This window comes from Micromonospora halotolerans (assembly GCF_032108445.1).
Lineage (GTDB): Bacteria > Actinomycetota > Actinomycetes > Mycobacteriales > Micromonosporaceae > Micromonospora > Micromonospora halotolerans.
This window is the reverse complement of the sequence record NZ_CP134876.1, coordinates 1,849,659-1,867,090: the sequence shown is the minus strand read 5'-3', so window position 1 is coordinate 1,867,090 and position 17,432 is coordinate 1,849,659. Positions and strand designations below refer to the sequence as shown.

Sequence of the window (17,432 nt, the reverse complement as noted above, 5' to 3'; positions counted from 1 at the left end):
ACTGCGTAGCATGCGGGGGGACCTCGACCCCGGAGGAGCTACGCCCATGGCCCAACCCGTCGATCCATCCGGCCTCGGCCGGGTGCTGTCCGAGACCATGTCCGCGCTGGGGCGGTTCACCGCCGGCGCCGACGGCGAGGCGCCCCCGCCGCCCGAGGGAGTCGGCGAGGCGGCCGACGGCCTGGTCCGGGTGACCGCCGGCCCGCCCGGGCGGATCACCGCGTTGACCCTCGACCCCCGGGCGATGCGGCTGCCGAGCGAGTCCCTGGCCGAGGAGATCGCCACGGCGGTCAACGCCGCGCTCGTCGACCTCCAGGAGAAGGCCATCGCAGCCGTTCCCGGCCAGGTCGACCTGACCTCCCTCGGCGAGCAACTGCGCCGGATCCAGGAGGACGCCGGCCGGCAGCTCACCACCTTCACCGACGCGCTGGTCCAGGCCCAGGACCGGCTGTCCGGCCAGGGCGGCCGCTGATGGCGATCGAGGTCGACCCGGACGGGCTGGGCAGCTCCGGTCGCGCGCTGGGCGACGTGGCCACCCGCTTCAGCGAGGCCCTGACGGCGTTCCAGGCCGAACTGGCGGCCTTCGGCCGGCCCTGGGGCTCCGACGACATCGGTTCGCTGATCGGCGCCGCCCACGACGAGGTCTCCGCGTTCGCCTTCGAGTGCTTCGACACCGCGCTCCAGGAGATCGCCGCCGCCGGCACCGACCTCACCGGCATGGCCACCCGCTACGCCGAGATCGAAGCCTCCATCACGCAGGGCTTCGACGGGCTGCGTCAGGCGCTGGGAGGCTGACGGTGGGTCTGGAACTTCCCGGCGAGCTGCGCTCGCTGCTCGGCATCCTCGGCTACACCTGGCCCGAGGCGGACGAGGTCAAGCTCTTCGAGATGGGCAACGCCTGGATCGGCTTCTCCGGCACCCTGTCCGGTGTCGTGGCCGAGGCGAACACGGGGGCCACCGCCGTCTGGTCCAGCCACACCGGCCAGGACATCACGGCCTTCCAGTCCTGGTGGAACCGGGAGGACAGCCCGGCCGACAGCCTCCGCGACGGGGTGACCGCGGCCGTGCTCACCGGCACCGGGCTGATCATCTGCGGGGCCATCGTGCTCGCCCTGAAGATCGCCGTGATCGTGCAACTGGTCATCCTCGCCATCCAGATCGCCCAGGCGATCGCCACGGCGGCGGTCACCTTCGGCGCCTCGCTCCTGGAGATCCCGATCTTCCAGCAGTTGGCCCGGACCATCGTCGGCAACCTCGTCCAAGAGGTGCTCTGGAAACTCCTCGACGGGTGACGTGGCATGAGCGGAGGCAAGGCCGGCGGCCGGTTGATGAGGGCCGCGTTGCGTTTTCTCAAGCGCACCAAGACGCGCAACCGGCCCGACCGGATGAACCCGCACTTCACCGAACATGTCTTCGGTGGTCATGTGAAGCCGGGCATGCCCAAGGGGTCCGGCTACCACTACCGGCCCGGGGGCGAGGACTTCCCGGGCCGCAGGCTGCAGCCGGGCACCGTCGTCCGGGATCCGAAGACCGGGGCGTACCGGGCCAAACCCGAGTTCTTCGACCCGACGATGAACCCGCCGCACGGCGCCTGGAAGCCGAAGAAGGGCAACGGCGGGGAGAGCTCCTTCTTCCCGGACGACTGGACGCCCGCTCAGGTGGACAACGCCATCAGCGGCGCCTTCCAGGGCGCACGGCCGGTGCCGGGCACCCAGATGTGGCGTGGTAAGTACAAGGACCTCGTGATCGAGGGTTTCTACAATGGCTCGGGCGGCTTCACGCACGGATGGCCGGTCGTCCCCTGATCCGAAGGACCTCTGTTGGCGTTCATCACCTTCTCGCTCGACGAATTTCGCCTGCCGCTGTTCGAGGTGACGGATCAGCGCTACCGGGCGCTCGGCGCCTGGCTGATCACCGACATCTCGGTCTACCAGTCGGTCTGTCTCGACGCCCTCGCGATGGTCGACGACGTGTCGCACGGCCGGCCGCTCGAGGACGAGTGGGACAGCGACAAATACGAGGTCAACTTCACCGCCGGCGGCGTCGAGTTCCGGAACGAGTGGGTCCCGGGCGAGGGCGGCCGGTACTCGCTCGACGAGGTGCGCGAGGCGGTCGAGGCGTACTGGCGGTTCCTGGTGAGCCGCCCGGAGAACCCCGATCTCATCCGTGAGTACCGGCCCGACCTGCCCGGCTGGCAGGCCGAGCTGGTGCAGTGGGAGGAGCGGTGGGGGCGGCCGCACCCGTACCGCGGGCGGCTCTTCTGAGCGTCACCGGTCGCCGGTCAGCCGGGCGGCGCGTACCTCCAGGTAGTGCCGCTCGGGCAGGCTGATGGTGGCGCGGGCGGCGGCCAGGTAGGCGGCCCGGGCGGCGTCCCGGTCGCCGGCCAGTTCGAGGAGGTGGGCGCGGACGGCGGCGAGCCGGTGGTGGCCGGCGGTCCGCTCGTCGGCGTCCAGCGGCGCCAGCAGGGCGAGCCCGGCCCGCGGGCCGTCGACCATGGCCACCGCGGCGGCCTGGTTGAGGGTGACCATCGGGTTCGGCGCGAGCCGGGCCAGCACCCGGTAGAGCGCGACGATCTGCGGCCAGTCGGTGTCGGCCGCGGCGGGCGCCTCGGCGTGCACCGCCGCGATGGCGGCCTGCACCTGGTAGGGGCCGGGGGCCGACCAGGTCAGCGCCTCGGTCACCAGCGCGACGCCCTCCTCGATCCCGGCCCGGTCCCAGCGGCCGCGGTCCTGCTCGGCCAGCGGCACCAGCTCACCGCCCGGGCCGGTACGCGCGCCCCGGTGCGCGTCGGTGAGCAGCATGAGGGCCAGCAACCCCGCCACCTCGCCGTCGTCGGGCAGCAGCCGGCGCAGCTCCCGGGCCAGCCGGATCGCCTCGCCGGTCAGCTCGGCCCGGTGCAGCTCGGCTCCGCTGGAGGCGGTGTAACCCTCGTTGAAGATCAGGTAGAGGACGTGCAGCACGGCGCCCAGCCGGGCGTCGCGGTCGGCTGCCGAGGGCATGGCGAACCGCGCTCCGGCCGCCTCGATCCGCTGCTTGGCCCGACGGATCCGCTGGCTCATCGTGGCCTCGGGCACCAGGTACGCCCGGGCGATCTCGGCGGTGCTCAACCCGCCGACCGCCCGCAGGGTGAGCGCCACCTGGGCGCTGACCGTGAGCGCCGTATGGCAGCAGAGGAAGAGCAGCTTGAGCGTGTCGTCCCCGCTCGGCGGCTCCTCGTCGGCGGCCGGGGCGACCGCCGCGTACGCCGGTTCCCGGACCGCCACGGCGACCTCGCGGTCCCGGCGGGCCCGTTCGCTGCGCCACTCGTCGGTGAGCCGGCGGGTCGCCACGGTGACCAGCCAGGAACGGGGATGGTCCGGCACGCCCTGCGCCGGCCACTGGGTCGCGGCGGCGAGCAGCGCCTCCTGGACGGCGTCCTCGCAGGCGTAGAACTGGCCGTGCCGGCGGACGAGCACGCCGAGGACCTGCGGCGCGAGGGCGCGCAGCAGGTCCTCGACCGCCCGGTCGGTCACATCTCCGTCCCGGACTGCTCCATCACCGGCCGCACCTCCAGCACGCCGACGCCGTGCGCGACGTCCGGCCAGCGCGCGGCGATCTCGGCGGCCCGTTCCGGGGTCTCGCAGTCGACCGTCAGGTAGCCGGCGAACTGCTCCTTGCTCTCCAGGAACGGCCCGTCGGTGACCTCGGTGCCGCCCCCGGCGGCGGGCCGGACGGTACGGGTCTGCGCCGGGTGGGCCAGCGCCTCACCGCCGACCAGCTCGCCGGACTCGGTCAGCTCCTTCATGATCACGTCGACCTCGCCGAAGATCGCGTTCCGCTCCTCCTCGGACAGCTCCTCGACGAAGCCGGGCCGGTTCCAGATCAGCAGCATGTACTTCACGGTGTACTCCTCGGGTCGGGGCCACCGGCGGTGGCGCCTCTCGCAGACGGGTCGGAGCCGGCTCGCCTGATCCGACATCTTCCCGGAGGAAAAGTCAGCGGCCCCCGCGCAACGGGCGGCGCGTCGGGGCGCCGGCGTCGAGGGAGGCACGGTCGGCGGCCGTGGTGCCCGAGGTCCAGCCCTCTGCGTCGCGGACCTGGAGCCGGTGCCGCGTCACGCCGGGGAAGAGCTGGTCGACCCGTTCCTTGACGGCGTCCGAGCGGGCGGCGAGCACCGGGAGCAGCCGGTCGTCGGCCCGCTCCTCGGCCGCCGTCGCGGTGGCCGCCCGCAGGCGCTCCCCGATCCGTAGCGCGAACGCGTTGAGGAACGACTCGTCGTAGCCCTTGGTGCGCCGGCCGCGGCCCGTGCGGCGTTCGCCCCGGCCGCGCAGCATCGCGGCGGTGGCCTGCACCAGCAGCGAGGTGTGCAGCAGTTCGACGGCGGCCAGGTCGGCCGGGAAGCCGAGCACGGTGGCGAAGCCGAGGTCGTCGGACCAGATCGACTCGCAGCGGTTGGCCGCCGCCACCTCCTGGATGAGCAGCGCCTTCGCCGCGGCGTACGGGGCGTCGGTGCCGAGCCGCACGCCACCGGGCCGGTCGGGTCGCTCGGCGGCGGCGTCGAGCAGGGCGGCGTCGATGCTGTGCCGGGCCATCAGCTCCTGCGCCTTGCCGGTGAGCGCCTCCGCCTCGGCGGGGAAGGTGGTCGACTCGGCCTTGGCCAGCAGCGCGCGTACCCGGTCCAGCATCCGCGAGCCGCCGGCCGGGGCGGTCGGGCGCCCGGCGGCGGCCGGTCCGCCGGGCGGCGGGCGGAGCACCGCGATCGGCGGCAGCCCCGCCACCAGCGCGAGCGCGTCGACCGCGTCCCGCAGCGCGCTGATCCGGTCGCCCTCGGCGCGCCGGTCCAGCCAGCCCCGGTCGCCGTCCCACCGCGCGCCCAGCTCGGCGAGCTGGTCGTCGAACCAGGAGGGGACCGGGTCGGGCATCGCGCGCCGCTGGGCGGCCAGCACGTCCCGGAGCAGCCGGGCGCCGCGCGGGGTCAGCCGGCGGGTGGCGATCCGTTCCAGGTCCACCGGCTGCCAGCCGCGCGGCCAGAGCCGCGCCACGCCGCGGGTCAGCCGGGTGAGGAGCGCCGCGTCCACGGCCGGCGGGTCGCCGACGATCAGCCGGTCCAGGGCCCGCTCGGCCGCGCGCACGTCGGTGCCGCGGGCCGCCGCGAGGGCGTCGGCGAGCACCTGGTCGGCATCCGGCACGGGTGGCTCCCTCTCTGGCGGCAGGTGGCGGGGTGGCGCACCCGGGAACGAACGGTACCGGCGCGGGCACCGCCCCGACCGGTGACCGCGCTCACCGTTCATCCGTCCGGGCCCGGCGTCCGTACTCCTGACCGGATCGGGGGCGGGCGCGACGAACGGAGAACGACGTGGGCGGGCGGGGCAGGCGGGACCGGGGTCTGCACCGGCGGCGGCCGTCCCGCGCCGGCATCCTGGCGCTGGTGGTGCTGCTGGCCGCGGCCGGCCTCGCCGGGTACGCGGCCCGGCGTCACCCGGACCTGCTGGTCGCGGCCGGCGTGCGGCCCGCCGGGCCCGCCCGCCCGGCGGTGACCACGCCCGCCGCGCCGCCGGTGCCGGCCGCCGGCCGGGTGCCGCCGGGCATCGGCTATCCGGACCGGGGTACGGGCCGGTTCCGCACCGCCACCGGCGTCGGGGCGGTGGCCGGCCGCGGCGGTGAGCTGCTCCGCTACCGGGTCGCCGTGGAGGGCGGCATCGACAACGTGGACGTGGAGCGGTTCGCCCGGGAGGTGGCCGTGACGCTTGCCGATCCGCGCGGCTGGACCGGTGGCGGCCGGTGGCGGCTGCAACGGGTGGGGCGCGACGATCCCGCCGACTTCACCGTGCTGCTGACCACGCCGGTGACCCGGGGCCGGCTCTGCGCCGACACCACCGACCACTACACCTCCTGCCGCAACGGCGACCAGGTGGTGATCAACGTGGCCCGCTGGGTGCACGGCGTGCCGCAGTTCTCCGACCTCGCCCTCTACCGGCAGTACCTGCTCAACCACGAGGTGGGGCACCGGCTCGGCCGGGGCCACGAACTGTGCCCCCGGGCCGGCGGCCCGGCGCCGGTGATGGAACAGCAGACGCTCGGCCTGCACGGGTGCCTCCCGAACGCCTGGCCCCGCGTCGGCGGCGCCGTGCACAGCGGCCCCTCGGGCCAGTACGACGACCCGATCCCGGCGGAGGACTGACCGGCCTGCGGCGCGCGCCCGCCGGTGGTGAGATGGACCGCATGGAGTACGTGAAGTTCGGGTCCACCGGCCTCGAGGTGTCCCGGCTCTGCCTGGGCTGCATGAGCTACGGCGAGCCGAGCCGCGGCGGGCATCCCTGGTCGCTGCCGGAGCAGGAGAGCCGCCCCTTCATTCAGCAGGCGCTGGAGCTGGGGGTCACCTTCTTCGACACCGCCAATGTCTACTCCGACGGCACCAGCGAGGAGATCGTCGGTCGGGCGCTGAGGGACTTCGCGCGCCGCGACGAAGTGGTGATCGCCACCAAGGTGCACGGCCGGATGGGTCCCGGACCGAACCGGGGCGGGTTGTCCCGCAAGCACATCATGAGTGAGATCGACGCGAGCCTGCGCCGGCTGGGCACCGACTACGTCGACCTCTATCAGATCCACCGGCTCGACCCGACCACGCCGATCGAGGAGACCCTGGAGGCCCTGCACGACCTGGTCCGTGCCGGCAAGGTCCGCTACCTCGGCGCCTCGTCGATGTACGCATGGCAGTTCGCCAAGGCTCTCTGGGCCGCCGAGCGGCACGGCTGGACCCGGTTCGTCTCGATGCAGAACCACTACAACCTGCTCTACCGGGAGGAGGAGCGGGAGATGCTGCCGCTCTGCCTCGACCAGGGCGTCGCGGTGATCCCGTGGAGCCCGCTGGCCCGGGGTCGGCTGACCCGGGACTGGGGGGAGCACACCGCGCGGGCGGAGACGGACGAGTTCGGCCGCGCGCTGTACGCGCGTACCGAGGAGAACGACCGCGCCGTGGTCGACGCGGTGACCCGGATCGCGCGGGCGCGCGACGTGCCGCGGGCGCAGGTGGCGTTGGCCTGGGTGGCCCGCAACCCGGCGGTGACCGCGCCGATCGTGGGCGCGACCAAGCCGCACCACCTGACCGACGCGGTGGCCGCGTTGGAGCTGCAGCTGACCGACGAGGAGGTGGCCGCCCTGGAGGCGCCCTACGTCCCGCATCCGGTCGCGGGGTTCCGGTAGCGGCGGCGGCCGCCCGAGGTGTCGTCCGAGTCGTCCACTGCGGACGGTGTAAGCAGCTCCATCAAGTGGAGAACAACGTGTTCAGCAATTCGTGACGGGTCAACGCGGGAACGAGGCCCAGATGTTCTTGGTCTCGTCGGTGGCGTACCACCCGACCGCGAGCGAGACCGACTCGGCCAGCATCAGCCCGCGGCCGCCCGAGTCGAGCGGGTGGATGTCCCCCAGACCCGGGACGGTGCCGAGGTCGTGGTCCGCCACGTCGAGCAGGAAGCAGTCGTCGGCCGCGAGCAGCGTGACGATCGTCGGCGGCCGGCCGTGCCGCAGCGCGTTCGTCGCCAGCTCGGTGGCGACGAGCACCACCAGGTGGGGCACCTCGTCGAGGTCCTCGCCCTGGACCAGGCCGTGCCGGGTCAGCGCCTCGCGCAGCGAGGCCCGCAGGCCCCGCAGCCCTTCGGCCGTGTCGAGCACCCACTGCTCCAGCTCGGTGGCCTGTGGCGGCGGTGGCGACGTGCGCAGCTGTCCCATGAACAGCGCCTTACCCTGCGTAGCCGGCCGCTAAGCCGGTGCGGGCCGGCTCCCGGGTCGACGCCGGGAGCCGGCCCGGCCGCTCAGCGGCGGAGCAGGGCGAAGACGCCCCAGCCCAGGTGGTCCCGCCGGTAGCGGACGTGCCGCAGCGGGTCCTCGGTCAGCTCCCGGCGCAGCTCCCCAGCCAGTTCGTCGCCGGGGTTCGCGTCCAGCCAGCGGCGCAGGTTGAGCCAGTGCGCGGCGGCGTACCGGTCCCAGCTGTCCTGGTCGGCGAGAACCATCTCGACCAGGTCCCAGCCGCATTCGCCGAAGAGCCCGACCAGCCCGGGCAGGTCCCGGAACTCGTCCCGGGACCGGGCGTGGCACCCGGTCACCGTCTCCTCGTCGGGCGGGTCGCGCCGCCAGTACGGCACGCCCACCAGGACCATGCCGCCGGGGCGCAGGGCGCGTTCCAGGATCTCCAGGGTGCCGGGCACACCCCCGCCGATCCAGGTCGCCCCGACGCAGGCGGCCAGGTCGACGCGCTGCTCCGGTACGTGGGTCGCGGCGTCGCCGTGCACGAACCGGACCCGGTCGGCGACGCCCAGTTCGGCGGCGCGCGCCCGGGCGGCGGCGGTGAAGGCGGTGCTGATGTCCACCCCGGTGCCGGTCACGCCGTGGTCCCGGGCCCAGGTGCAGAGCAGCTCGCCCTTGCCGCTGCACAGGTCGAGGATCGACGCGCCGGGCCGGAGCTTGATGGCCCGGCCGAGGGTGGCGAGCTTGGCGTCGTCGAACGGGTTGAGGATCCGGAGGTCGCCCTCGCGGATGGTGAAGCTACGTGGCAGATCCAAAGCGGTCACTCCAGGGGAAGGGTGCGGAGGTCGGAACGAGACGGGAAGCGCTCGGCACGGGCACCAAAACACCCTCTTCAGGCAGTCGGAGTGACGTTGGCGGGAGGCTAGCCACCGGCCCGCCGGCCGCCAACCGAATTACCCGGCCGGCTGGTCCACCGGGCAGGCGTACGCGGTCCGGCCGCCCACCTGCCAGGTCCGCACCGGGCTGCCGCAGCGGCGGCAGTGCTCCCGCTTGTAGACCCACCGCTCGTCCGGCGCGGTCGGGTCGCTGACCACCTGGCCCAGGTCCCGGCCGAGCGCGAGGTGGGCGACGGCGAGGCGCCACAGCCGCTCCGCCGCCGGGGCGCCGACCGACCGGGCGTCCGGGTCCAGCCCGGCCAGGAAGAGCAGTTCGGCCCGCCACGCGTTGCCGATGCCGGCCCAGACGGCCTGGTCGAGCAGCGCCGCGCCCACGGGCGCGCCGGTCGCGGTGAGCCGGCGGACCGCCTCGGCCGGATCGGCGTCGGCGCGCAGCGGGTCCGGCCCGAGCGAGGCCCGCAGGGCGCGCTCCGCGTCCGCCGGCAGCGGCTCGCAGCGGATGGGCGCGATGAGGTCGTACGCCACCGCCGGGCCGGCCAGCCGCAGCCGGGTGCCGGGGCGGGGCGGCACGGCCGGGTCGTCGTAGCGCAGGAACAGCCCCCGCATGCCGAGGTGGACGTGCAGGGCGGGCGCGTCGGGGAAGTGGTAGAGCAGGTGCTTGCCGTCCGCCTCGACGGCCCGCAGCGGCCGATCGAGGTACGGGGCCGGGTCGAAGCGGCCCTGCGGGCTGGAGAGGGTGACGTCACGCCCGGCGAGCGCATCCTGCTGCTCCCGCGCGTACCGGTGGATGAGGTGGCCCTCGGGCATGTTCGGCGCGTACCCGGCGCACCGGGACGGAAACGACCGGGGCCGCTGAGCCGGGGATCCGGCCGTACCGGCAGGTGCGGGCCGGTCGGGTGCTGAGATACCGTCACCACGTGATGGTCGAGGAGCACTGGTGGAACGGGGTGAGCGCCCCTCGTGGGCGCCGCGACGTCTACATCCGCACCGACGGGCAGCGCTGGGAGGTGCAGGCCCAGATCGGCGGCGCCGCCGGCCGGTCGAAGATTCAGGAGTGCCCGAGCCGGGGCTCGGCGAGCATCCTGGCCGGGGCGTGGCGCGGCAGCGGCGCCGGCTGGCGCGAGGTGCGGCGCTGACGCTGACGGGCCGGTCAGTCCCGCGGCCCGTTCACCGCGCGGTCGACCAGCGACTCGGCGACCTCCCGTAACTTCCGGTTGGAGTCCTGCGACACCTGGGCCAGGATGGCGAACGCCTCCTCCGCCGAGCACCGGCGCTGGCCCATGATGATGCCCTTGGCCTGCTCGATCACCGCGCGGCTCTGCATCGCCTCCCGCATCTGCTGTGCCAGGGTGGCGGTGCTCTCGTAGAGGTGCACGTTGGCCAGCGCGACGGCGGCGTGGCCGGCAAGGGTCTGCGCCAGCCCGATCTGCTCGTCGAACGCCCGCGGCACGGCGCCGTAGAGGTTCAACGCGCCGACCATCGCCTCCTGGATCGGCAGGCCGATCGACAGGGAACTGGCCGCGCCCGCCTCGCGTGCCCGGGCCGCCCACTCCGGCCAGCGGCTCTCCGCCGTCATGTCCGGCACGAGCATGGCGGTGCCGGTCGTCGCGGCGTCCAGGCACGGGCCGCGACCCTGCGCGTACTGCCACTCGTCCAGCGTCAACGCCAGCTCGCCCGTGTGGGCGGCCGTGCACGCCTCGGTGCCCTGGATGAGGGTGACCGAGACCTCCGCGGCGCCGGGGATCGCCTCCTTGGCGACCTGGGCGATGTTGGCCAACACCCCGTCGAGGTCGGCTTCGTCGTGCTTGATTCTCCCGAGTCTGATCAAGGCTGCGGCGAGGTCGAGGTGGGCCTGCGGCATGAGCTCTGACGTCCTTGTGCGAAGCGACGCCGTCGACTCGGGAACGAGTGGGACGGCAGGTGGCGGTGCGGCCCGCGGGTCACGGACCGCTGTACCGATCCGGGACGGATCGGGAGCCGGCGCCGCTTCTTGACGCTCGCTCGTGACGCCCCGGCCCGGGACGCCACCTACAGGACAGACACTTTACGTCGCGGCGCGGCCGGCGGCGACACGGCGTGCCCTCACCGAGCCGCCGTTGCCGATGGCCGGGCGGGCGGCGGGCGCACCGGTTGCCGCGCCGGCGGCCCGGGCCGGGAGGGCGCCGGGACGATCTCCAACTCGACCTGCGCGTCGGTGATGTCGAGGACGCGGCGGACGATCGGCGACGGATCCCGCAGCGTCAGCCGCCCACCCAGGTCGGCCAGCAGCCGCCGAGCCCGTAGCAGCGCGCTGATGCCGTGGGCGCAGAAGAAGGTGACCTCCGAGAGGTCCACCTCCACCGTGACCGGCGGCGGGAGGGCGAGGGACGCCACGAATTCGACGAGCAGGTGGGCGTTGCTCATGTCGATCTCACCGGCGACGCTGATCCGTGTGACGGCGCCCGGCGCCGTGCAGGTCAGCCACATGGCGGCCTCGTCCACGCGCGACGATCCGGACACTGCGGGCAGGCGGTGGAGACCCAGCTCCAGAGGGTGCTCCGACATGGCGCCTCCGATGGTGGCGATCGGCGACGCTCACGGCGGCCAGGGCCGTGAGCGGGCGAAGGGCGCATGTCTTGACCCGTCGCAAGATTACGCCCACCCGCCCGACCTCGCACGGAGGCAATTCCCCAGCCGGGGCGGCGGGGTAGGCCGGAGCCGGCGGTCAGCCGCGCGGCGACCGGTCGGGCGCGCTCGACCTGCGCGGCGTTTCGCCCGGGTTTGCCCCGGTCGTCGCGGGGGACTCGGCGAGCCGGCCGAGGAGCGGGGGAGGGCATGGCGGACAACCGGTTCCCGGCGCCGTCGGAGGGGTTCGGCCGCCGCCTCGACGAGCACGCCGCCCACGGGGGCGCGGCGGAGCCGGAGCGGCCCGCCGGGCTGGTCGACAGCGGCGTCTACGTCGACGGGGTGCGGCGCGCCTCACCGATCAGTCTCGCCGACACCTTCTCCTGCCTTCAGGAACTCGACCGGGCCATGGCCTGGATCGGGTTGTGCCGGCCGAGCGCGGAGCAGATCGACTCGCTGGCCGCCGAGTTCCAGCTCCCGGAGCTGGCCGTCGAGGACGCCATCAACGCCCACCAGCGGCCGAAGCTGGAGCGGTACGGCGAGACCCTGTTCGTGGTGCTGCGCGCCGCCCGCTACGTCGACGCGCGCGAGGAGGTCGAGTTCGCCGAGGTGCACCTGTTCCTCGGGCCGGGTTTCGTGATCACCGTCCGGCACGGCGGCGCGCCCGACCTGGCCGGCGTCCGGCGGCGGCTGGAGGCGGATCCGGCCGTCCTCGCGCTCGGTCCCGAGGCCGTCCTGTACGCGGTGCTCGATCGGGTGGTCGACGGCTACGCCCCGGTGGTCGCCGGGCTGGAGAACGACATCGACGAGATCGAGACCGAGGTGTTCGGCGGCGACCCCAACGCCAGCCGCCGGATCTACGCGCTGAGCCGGGAGGTCATCCAGTTCCAGCGGGCGGCCCGCCCGCTGCTGAAGGTCGTCGACGCGCTCATCGTCGGCTTCGACCGGTACGGCACCGGCGAGGAACTGCGCCGCCGGCTGCGCGACGTGGCGGACCACCTCACCCAGGTCGTCGAGCGGGTGGACGGCTTCCGGCACCTGCTGCAGAACATCCTCACCGTCAACGCGACGCTCGTCTCGCAGGCGCAGAACGAGGAGATGCGCAGCCTGACCGCCGCCAGCTTCGAGCAGAACGAGGAGATCAAGCGGGTGTCGGCCTGGGCGGCGATCCTGTTCGCACCCACCCTGATCGGCACGGTCTACGGAATGAACTTCGCGCACATGCCGGAACTCGGCTGGCGGTACGGCTACCTGTTCGCCATCGCGCTGATGGCCGCCGTCTGCGGCGCCCTCTACCTGCTGTTCAAGCGCCGCGGCTGGCTGTGAGGCCGGTTCGGCCGCCGCCGGTCGAGCAGCAGCATGACGACCAGCACCAGCACCGCCGCGATGAGCTGGGCCCGGGCGTTCAGCCGGGTGCCGACCGGGACGGTGGCGAGCACGGCCACGCCGGTGACCAGGCGGCTGAGCACCGGGGCGGAGTGCAGCGTGCGGCGCAGGCTCACGATCCCGGCCAGGTACAGCGCCACGCCGCCGGCCAGCGCCAGGCCCGAGCGCCAGCCGGCCGGGTCCCCCGGGTGCGCCACCGTGGCGTGGATGCCGGCCGCCGTCACCACGATGCCCAGCAGCAGCGGGATGTGGGCGAAGCCCACCCGGAGGGACAGCCGGGCCCGCTCCGGGCCGGTCGCCGCCAGCCGCTCCTCCGCCGCCGGCGTGTCGGTGTAGTACGTCCACCACAGTGCCGCCGGCAGCGCCAGCGCCAGGGCGATGACGGCCCCCGTGCCGACCCCGAGGTGGTCGGTGTCCACACCCATCCCGATCGCCACCACGGACTCGCCCAACGCGATGATCACCAGGAGCCCGTGCCGCTCGACGAAGTGCGCCGGCTCGAGCCGGAACATGGGTAGCACGCGCACCCAGGAGAAGCGGGGCACCAGGTAGGGGACGACCGACTGGAGCGCGAGCGCCGCGAGCCAGCACGCGTACCGGGCCGTGCCGCCGACGAGGCCGCCCAGCAGCACCAGCAGGGCCGACCCCAGGTTGTACGCGGCGAGCCGGGGCACCGCCGAACCGATGCCGGCCTGGCTGAACAGCGCCAGGTGCACGGCGATCACCACGAGGTAACCCACGCCGAACAGGAGCCCGGCGTGGTCGAAGGCCTCCGGCACCGCGACCGCGGCCAGCAGGAAGCCGACCATCCCCACGAAGAGCAGCAGCTTCTGGGCGGGCAGCCGGGGCGGCACGGCGTTGGCCAGCCACACGTAGCCGTCGAACATCCACCACAGGATGCCGAAGAGCAGCAGCACCCGGGCCAGCCCGGCCGGCGTCAGCTCCTCCTCCAGCACCTGAGTGAGCTGGGTCAAGGTGAAGACGAAGACGAGGTCGAAGAAGACCTCCACGGCGGTCACCCGGTCGGCCGGCGCCGGGTTGCCGGACCCCGGACGCGCGGGTGTCATGAGGACCGAGCGTAGACCTCCGCCCCGGGCTCGGGGCCCTTCTCGGGCCGCCGCCCGTCTCCGCGCGAGGCGGCCCCGAGCACCACCGTGCCGAGCAGCGCGGCGGCCGGGGCCACCGCCAGGCCGTACCGGAGGTCGGTCGACACGAGCGGGCCGGCGAGCGCGGAGCCGGCGGCGCTGCCCACCACGAACGCCGTGCTCACCCAGGCGAACGCCTCGGCCACGGTGCCGGGCTCGGCGAGCCGCTCGGCGGTGAGGAAGATGGCGGTCAGCAGCGGTGGCAGCGCGAGCCCGCTGACCATGAGCAGGCCGGCCATCGGGACCGGGCCGGGGGCGATCAGCAACGGCAGGAAGCCGACCGTGAGCGCGGCGGCCAGCAGTGGCAGCCGCCCGGGCCCACCCGGGCGGGCCCGGGTGTAGAGCAGGCCACCGGCCAGGGCGCCGGCCGCCTGCGCCGCGAGCAGCCAGCCGCTGAGCCGACGGTCGCCGGCCGCTTCGGCGTAGCCGGTCACCGCCACCGCGATGCTGCCGACCGCCGCACCGACGCCGACCACGCCGGCCATCAGCACGCTGAACCGGGGTACGCGCAGCGGGCCGGCCCAGTGCCGCGCCGCCGGCACGCCGCGCCAGGCGCGGACGGCGGGGCTGAGCGCGTACGCCGCGGTGCCGGCGAGCTGCAGCACCCCGGCGGAGACCAGGCCGGCGGGCGGGCCGGCCAGGGTCACCGCGAGGAGGGTGACCAGCGGGCCGACCACGAAGATCACCTCCTGCACGGCGATGTCCAGCGTGTACGCCGTGGGCACCGTGCCGGGCGGGAGCAGGGCGGGCCAGAGGGTACGCAGGCACGCCTCCAGCGGCGGCGTGCCGAGCCCGGCCACCGCCGCCCCGACCACGGCGCCGGTGAGGTGCCCGCCGGTCAGCGCCACGGCGCCGAACCCGAGGCCGGAGAGGACCGCGGCGGCCCACAGCACGGGCGGCTGCCGCCAGCGGTCCACCGCCCGGGCGAGCAGCGGCGTGCCCACGGCCATCCCGGCGGTGTACGCGGCCACCAGCAGGCCGGCGGCGGCCAGGCTCAGCGACTGGCGGGCGAAGAGGAGCAGGGCCAGCGGCCCGCTGGCGGTGGGCAGCCGGCCGACCTGGCTGCTGAGGAGGACCCGGAGGACCTGGGGTGCGCGCAGCACCGCCCGGATCCCGGAACTGTCGACGGACATGGGGCATCGCTCCCGGTGCGACGTGAGAGGGAAGTGGGGGCGTCCGGTGCCGGGCGCCTCAGGGAGCGAAGTCGGCCCGCTCGTGGTCGTTGCCGTAGAGCGGCAGGGCAGGGGTGAGCCACTGGGCGTACGCGGCCGCCGTGGCCTCCACCGGGATCACCCGCCGACGGTAACCCACCCGGGCGTCCGGCGGAAAGTTGCCATTCGTAGCCTTTGCGCCTTTATGCCCGGATACGCTCGGGCCTGCCGTGCCCAGCCGCTGACCCGGGAGACAGTCATGTCGCACCACCTCGACACCCCGCTCGCCGCCCAGAGCGGCCAGCTCTACCTCGACGACCTCTTCGTCTTCGACGGCGAGCGCGGAACCGTCCTGGCGATGGACGTCAACAGCTCGGTGACCCGCGCCGACATCAAGCCCGGCTTCCACCATGAGGCGCGGTACGAGTTCAAGGTGCACGTCGACGGCAGCGAGATGGAGCAGCTGACCTACCGGGTGGCCTTCGGTGAGCTCGACGGCCAGGGCCGGCAGGATCTCACCGTGCACGCCCTCACCGGCGCCGAGGCTTACGACGACGGCGCCACCGGCACGGTGGTCGCCCAGGGCCGCACCGGGGAGGAGGTCACCGGCGGCAACCTGCGGGTCTGGGCCGGGCGGATCACCGACCCCTTCTACATCGACCTGGACCAGCTCGCCACGGTCAACGACGCCTTCAAGAACGGCGCCCGGCTGGACCGCTCCGCCTGGCGGCCGGAGAACGCGAAGAACACCTTCGCCGGCACCACCGTCGACTCGATCGTGCTGGAGGTGTCCCGGGACGAGCCGATGTTCGCCGCCGGCACCCGCATCGGCGTCTGGGCGGCCACCAAGCTGGCCACCGACGCGGGCGGATGGCGCCAGATCAACCGTGCCGGCCACCCGATGATGTGGCCGATCTTCTGGCCCACCGACACCGACTTCTCGAACCCCGCCAACACCCGCCACCCCTGCGAGGACCTGCGGGCCGACGGCGAGGAGATCGCGTCGACCGTCGCCCGGGTGGTGGCGGCCAACGGCACCGCGCCGGACCCGGGCGCGTACGGCTGGAGCGTGGCCCGGGAGCTCTACCCGGACCTGCTGTCCTACCAGGTCGGCACCCCGGCGAACTACGGGTTCGCGGGCCGCAACGGGCGGACCATGGCCGACAACGTGCCCGAGGTGATGTTCTCCCTGGTGCTGAACACCGGCATGACCTCCGGCCTCACCCCCGAGGTCGCCAAGGACGCCCGCGCCGCCTCCTTCCCGTACGTGGTGCCCGCCGGCAAGTGACCCGCTGAGCGGTTCCCGCCTGTAGGAAATCTTCGCCCTCCCTGTTGACGTAGATGGTTTCTGTCATAACAATCGCCATCTATATCGACATCCATCGTTGTCGATCAACGATCGGGAAGGAGGTATCCATGGCGGCCATCCAAGGCGAGGTGTCCTGGTTCTGCTGCGGCACCGCCTGGGGACCGTGCGGCACCGCCGGGGGCGGTGCCTGCGGCACCTGCAGGTCGGGCAACTACCAGCACGCCTGGCCGAACACCTCGGACGCGTGCTGGGCCATCACCCACCCGGACACCTGCGGCCTCAGCATGAGCCGGCGGACCTGCGGCTTCCGCCACTACACCACCAACCGCTGCAACGGCGCCCGGGTCGGCACCACCATCGCCGACTGCGGCCCGCAGACGGACCTGTTCTGCGGCGAGCGCACCTGCTGCGGCTCGGCCTGCGGCAGCAACCGGATCATCGACCTGACGCCCGCGGCGTTCAGCGCGATCGGCAGTCTCTCCGTGGGGCTGCGGCCCTGCTCGGTCGACACCGTCTGAACGGGAGGGAACCGTCATGCCGCAGACCCTGGACCGCCGTCGCCTCCTCGCCACCGCCGCGCTCGGCGGCGTGGTGGGCGCCACCGGACTCGGCTCGCTCGCCCCCGAGGCGGCCTTCGCCGCCGAGCCGGCGACCGTCGAGCCCGGCGCCCCCGACCCGAACTTCGTCGAGGGCCGGATCAGCAAGATCTCCGGCCACCTGCTGCTGGTCACCGGATCCGACACCGTGCTGCACTCGATCCGGATCACCGACGGCACGAGCATCTGGAAACTGCACCCGACCACGTTCGACCAGGTGGCCATCGGCGATGGGCTCTACGCCCGCGGCGTCCGCCTGCCCGACGGCACACTGGCCGCCGACTCGGTGTGGGTGAACATCGTCAACCTGCACGCGCACATCGCCGCCGTCGGCCGCAACCTGCTCCACCTCGACCACAAGGGTCAACGAATCGTCGCCCACGTCGTGCCCGGCCGCTCCGCCGCGGTCTACAACGGCACACCGGCCATCAGCGACCTGTCCCTGCTCCGCGTGGGCCGGCACGTCCAGGTGCTCGGCGCCTGGCACCCGGACACCAACGAGATCGACATCGCCACCGTCTACGCCGCCGCCTGACCGGTACGCCCGACGGCTCCAGATCGCGGCGCCACGTCGGCCGCGGCGAACTGGAGCCGTCGCAGGGCGGCCCGCCCCAGCCGGCCGC

The 17,432-nt window shown here is 73.9% G+C and carries 22 protein-coding genes; 12 read left to right on the top strand and 10 right to left on the bottom strand.

All coding sequences use genetic code 11. The annotated features are described in order from the left end of the window. The first annotated feature begins 46 nt into the window (after positions 1-46). The 5 genes from RMN56_RS08710 to RMN56_RS08690 are packed head-to-tail and all read left to right on the top strand — an operon-like array spanning position 47 to position 2,264. A complete protein-coding gene (locus RMN56_RS08710; protein WP_313723318.1) occupies positions 47-472 on the top strand; it encodes a YbaB/EbfC family nucleoid-associated protein in 426 nt (141 codons plus the stop codon). Continuing rightward, entirely contained in the window at positions 472-795 is a 324-nt protein-coding gene (locus tag RMN56_RS08705; protein ID WP_313723317.1) for a hypothetical protein, read from the top strand. The genes RMN56_RS08710 and RMN56_RS08705 overlap by 1 nt, the downstream gene beginning before the upstream one ends. A 2-nt stretch (positions 796-797) precedes the next feature. After that, entirely contained in the window at positions 798-1,292 is a 495-nt protein-coding gene (locus RMN56_RS08700) for a WXG100-like domain-containing protein (RefSeq protein ID WP_262287453.1), read from the top strand. Positions 1,293-1,298: 6 nt separating this feature from the next. After that, positions 1,299-1,805, top strand: a complete 507-nt coding sequence (locus RMN56_RS08695) for an EndoU domain-containing protein (protein WP_262287452.1) — start codon at positions 1,299-1,301, stop codon at positions 1,803-1,805. Positions 1,806-1,820: 15 nt separating this feature from the next. Next, positions 1,821-2,264 carry a hypothetical protein gene (locus RMN56_RS08690; RefSeq protein ID WP_313723316.1) on the top strand — a complete coding sequence of 148 codons (444 nt, stop codon included), beginning with the start codon at positions 1,821-1,823 and terminating at the stop codon, positions 2,262-2,264. A gap of 3 nt (positions 2,265-2,267) precedes the next feature. On the opposite strand, the gene RMN56_RS08685 is transcribed toward RMN56_RS08690, so the two are convergent. From RMN56_RS08685 to RMN56_RS08675, 3 genes are all read right to left on the bottom strand, one after another. Further along, a complete protein-coding gene (locus tag RMN56_RS08685) occupies positions 2,268-3,512 on the bottom strand; it encodes an RNA polymerase sigma factor (RefSeq protein WP_313723315.1) in 1,245 nt (414 codons plus the stop codon). Next, on the bottom strand, positions 3,509-3,871 hold the full coding sequence (locus RMN56_RS08680; RefSeq protein WP_313724683.1) for a YciI family protein: 363 nt from the start codon (positions 3,869-3,871) through the stop codon (positions 3,509-3,511). Before RMN56_RS08680 ends, RMN56_RS08685 begins: the two co-directional genes overlap by 4 nt. Before the next feature lie 103 nt (positions 3,872-3,974). Further along, entirely contained in the window at positions 3,975-5,168 is a 1,194-nt protein-coding gene (locus RMN56_RS08675) for a DUF2786 domain-containing protein (protein WP_313723314.1), read from the bottom strand. 239 nt (positions 5,169-5,407) lie between these two features. Here RMN56_RS08675 and RMN56_RS08670 point away from each other — a divergent pair, with 239 nt between their 5' ends. Both RMN56_RS08670 and RMN56_RS08665 read left to right on the top strand, forming a co-directional pair. Beyond that, on the top strand, positions 5,408-6,160 hold the full coding sequence (locus RMN56_RS08670) for a DUF3152 domain-containing protein (RefSeq protein WP_376787313.1): 753 nt from the start codon (positions 5,408-5,410) through the stop codon (positions 6,158-6,160). Positions 6,161-6,201: 41 nt separating this feature from the next. Beyond that, positions 6,202-7,182: an aldo/keto reductase gene (locus tag RMN56_RS08665; protein WP_313724682.1), complete on the top strand. Its 981-nt coding sequence runs from the start codon at positions 6,202-6,204 to the stop codon at positions 7,180-7,182. Positions 7,183-7,281: 99 nt separating this feature from the next. On the opposite strand, the gene RMN56_RS08660 is transcribed toward RMN56_RS08665, so the two are convergent. From RMN56_RS08660 to RMN56_RS08650, 3 genes are all read right to left on the bottom strand, one after another. Next, a complete protein-coding gene (locus RMN56_RS08660) occupies positions 7,282-7,707 on the bottom strand; it encodes an ATP-binding protein (protein WP_313723312.1) in 426 nt (141 codons plus the stop codon). Positions 7,708-7,790: 83 nt separating this feature from the next. After that, complete coding sequence (locus RMN56_RS08655) at positions 7,791-8,546, bottom strand: SAM-dependent methyltransferase (protein ID WP_313723311.1); 756 nt, start codon at positions 8,544-8,546, stop codon at positions 7,791-7,793. 129 nt (positions 8,547-8,675) lie between these two features. Next, positions 8,676-9,425 (bottom strand): Fpg/Nei family DNA glycosylase, encoded by a 750-nt coding sequence (locus RMN56_RS08650; protein ID WP_313723310.1) that lies wholly within the window; start codon positions 9,423-9,425, stop codon positions 8,676-8,678. 113 nt (positions 9,426-9,538) lie between these two features. On the opposite strand from RMN56_RS08650, the gene RMN56_RS08645 reads away from it, so the two are divergent. Beyond that, the gene (locus RMN56_RS08645) at positions 9,539-9,754 is read left to right on the top strand and encodes a hypothetical protein (RefSeq protein WP_229791389.1); all 216 of its coding nucleotides are present in this window, start codon (positions 9,539-9,541) and stop codon (positions 9,752-9,754) included. A 14-nt stretch (positions 9,755-9,768) separates the two neighbouring features. Here RMN56_RS08645 and RMN56_RS08640 read toward each other — a convergent pair whose 3' ends face one another. Together RMN56_RS08640 and RMN56_RS08635 are read right to left on the bottom strand one after the other, a co-directional pair. Then, entirely contained in the window at positions 9,769-10,479 is a 711-nt protein-coding gene (locus RMN56_RS08640) for a GAF and ANTAR domain-containing protein (protein WP_313723309.1), read from the bottom strand. Positions 10,480-10,700: 221 nt separating this feature from the next. Beyond that, entirely contained in the window at positions 10,701-11,162 is a 462-nt protein-coding gene (locus tag RMN56_RS08635) for an STAS domain-containing protein (protein WP_313723308.1), read from the bottom strand. 270 nt (positions 11,163-11,432) lie between these two features. Here RMN56_RS08635 and RMN56_RS08630 point away from each other — a divergent pair, with 270 nt between their 5' ends. Next, positions 11,433-12,548, top strand: a complete 1,116-nt coding sequence (locus tag RMN56_RS08630) for a magnesium and cobalt transport protein CorA (protein ID WP_313723307.1) — start codon at positions 11,433-11,435, stop codon at positions 12,546-12,548. On the opposite strand, the gene RMN56_RS08625 is transcribed toward RMN56_RS08630, so the two are convergent. Next, entirely contained in the window at positions 12,515-13,675 is a 1,161-nt protein-coding gene (locus tag RMN56_RS08625; protein ID WP_313723306.1) for a low temperature requirement protein A, read from the bottom strand. The two genes, RMN56_RS08630 and RMN56_RS08625, sit on opposite strands and share 34 nt — an antisense overlap. Further along, on the bottom strand, positions 13,672-14,886 hold the full coding sequence (locus RMN56_RS08620) for an MFS transporter (RefSeq protein WP_313723305.1): 1,215 nt from the start codon (positions 14,884-14,886) through the stop codon (positions 13,672-13,674). The genes RMN56_RS08625 and RMN56_RS08620 overlap by 4 nt, the downstream gene beginning before the upstream one ends. Positions 14,887-15,163: 277 nt before the next feature. On the opposite strand from RMN56_RS08620, the gene RMN56_RS08615 reads away from it, so the two are divergent. From RMN56_RS08615 to RMN56_RS08605, 3 genes are all read left to right on the top strand, one after another. Then, positions 15,164-16,192 carry a DUF4331 family protein gene (locus RMN56_RS08615; protein ID WP_313723304.1) on the top strand — a complete coding sequence of 343 codons (1,029 nt, stop codon included), beginning with the start codon at positions 15,164-15,166 and terminating at the stop codon, positions 16,190-16,192. Positions 16,193-16,320: 128 nt separating this feature from the next. After that, positions 16,321-16,731 carry an RlpA-like double-psi beta-barrel domain-containing protein gene (locus tag RMN56_RS08610; RefSeq protein WP_262287428.1) on the top strand — a complete coding sequence of 137 codons (411 nt, stop codon included), beginning with the start codon at positions 16,321-16,323 and terminating at the stop codon, positions 16,729-16,731. Positions 16,732-16,747: 16 nt separating this feature from the next. Then, positions 16,748-17,344, top strand: coding sequence for a cell wall protein (locus tag RMN56_RS08605; RefSeq protein ID WP_107078617.1), 597 nt, complete (start codon positions 16,748-16,750; stop codon positions 17,342-17,344). The last annotated feature ends 88 nt before the right edge of the window (positions 17,345-17,432 follow it).

Excerpts from the sequence above, each read along its gene's own strand:
- RMN56_RS08710 (WP_313723318.1), top strand. The coding sequence starts at position 47 with ATGGCCCAACCCGTCGATCCATCCGGCCTCGGCCGGGTGCTGTCCGAG.
- RMN56_RS08705 (WP_313723317.1), top strand. The coding sequence starts at position 472 with ATGGCGATCGAGGTCGACCCGGACGGGCTGGGCAGCTCCGGTCGCGCG.
- RMN56_RS08695 (WP_262287452.1), top strand. The coding sequence starts at position 1,299 with ATGAGCGGAGGCAAGGCCGGCGGCCGGTTGATGAGGGCCGCGTTGCGT.
- RMN56_RS08680 (WP_313724683.1), bottom strand. The coding sequence starts at position 3,871 with ATGCTGCTGATCTGGAACCGGCCCGGCTTCGTCGAGGAGCTGTCCGAG.
- RMN56_RS08665 (WP_313724682.1), top strand. The coding sequence starts at position 6,202 with ATGGAGTACGTGAAGTTCGGGTCCACCGGCCTCGAGGTGTCCCGGCTC.
- RMN56_RS08660 (WP_313723312.1), bottom strand. The coding sequence starts at position 7,707 with ATGGGACAGCTGCGCACGTCGCCACCGCCGCCACAGGCCACCGAGCTG.
- RMN56_RS08650 (WP_313723310.1), bottom strand. The coding sequence starts at position 9,425 with ATGCCCGAGGGCCACCTCATCCACCGGTACGCGCGGGAGCAGCAGGAT.
- RMN56_RS08645 (WP_229791389.1), top strand. The coding sequence starts at position 9,539 with ATGGTCGAGGAGCACTGGTGGAACGGGGTGAGCGCCCCTCGTGGGCGC.
- RMN56_RS08640 (WP_313723309.1), bottom strand. The coding sequence starts at position 10,479 with ATGCCGCAGGCCCACCTCGACCTCGCCGCAGCCTTGATCAGACTCGGG.
- RMN56_RS08635 (WP_313723308.1), bottom strand. The coding sequence starts at position 11,162 with ATGTCGGAGCACCCTCTGGAGCTGGGTCTCCACCGCCTGCCCGCAGTG.
- RMN56_RS08630 (WP_313723307.1), top strand. The coding sequence starts at position 11,433 with ATGGCGGACAACCGGTTCCCGGCGCCGTCGGAGGGGTTCGGCCGCCGC.
- RMN56_RS08625 (WP_313723306.1), bottom strand. The coding sequence starts at position 13,675 with ATGACACCCGCGCGTCCGGGGTCCGGCAACCCGGCGCCGGCCGACCGG.
- RMN56_RS08620 (WP_313723305.1), bottom strand. The coding sequence starts at position 14,886 with ATGTCCGTCGACAGTTCCGGGATCCGGGCGGTGCTGCGCGCACCCCAG.
- RMN56_RS08615 (WP_313723304.1), top strand. The coding sequence starts at position 15,164 with ATGTCGCACCACCTCGACACCCCGCTCGCCGCCCAGAGCGGCCAGCTC.
- RMN56_RS08610 (WP_262287428.1), top strand. The coding sequence starts at position 16,321 with ATGGCGGCCATCCAAGGCGAGGTGTCCTGGTTCTGCTGCGGCACCGCC.
- RMN56_RS08605 (WP_107078617.1), top strand. The coding sequence starts at position 16,748 with ATGCCGCAGACCCTGGACCGCCGTCGCCTCCTCGCCACCGCCGCGCTC.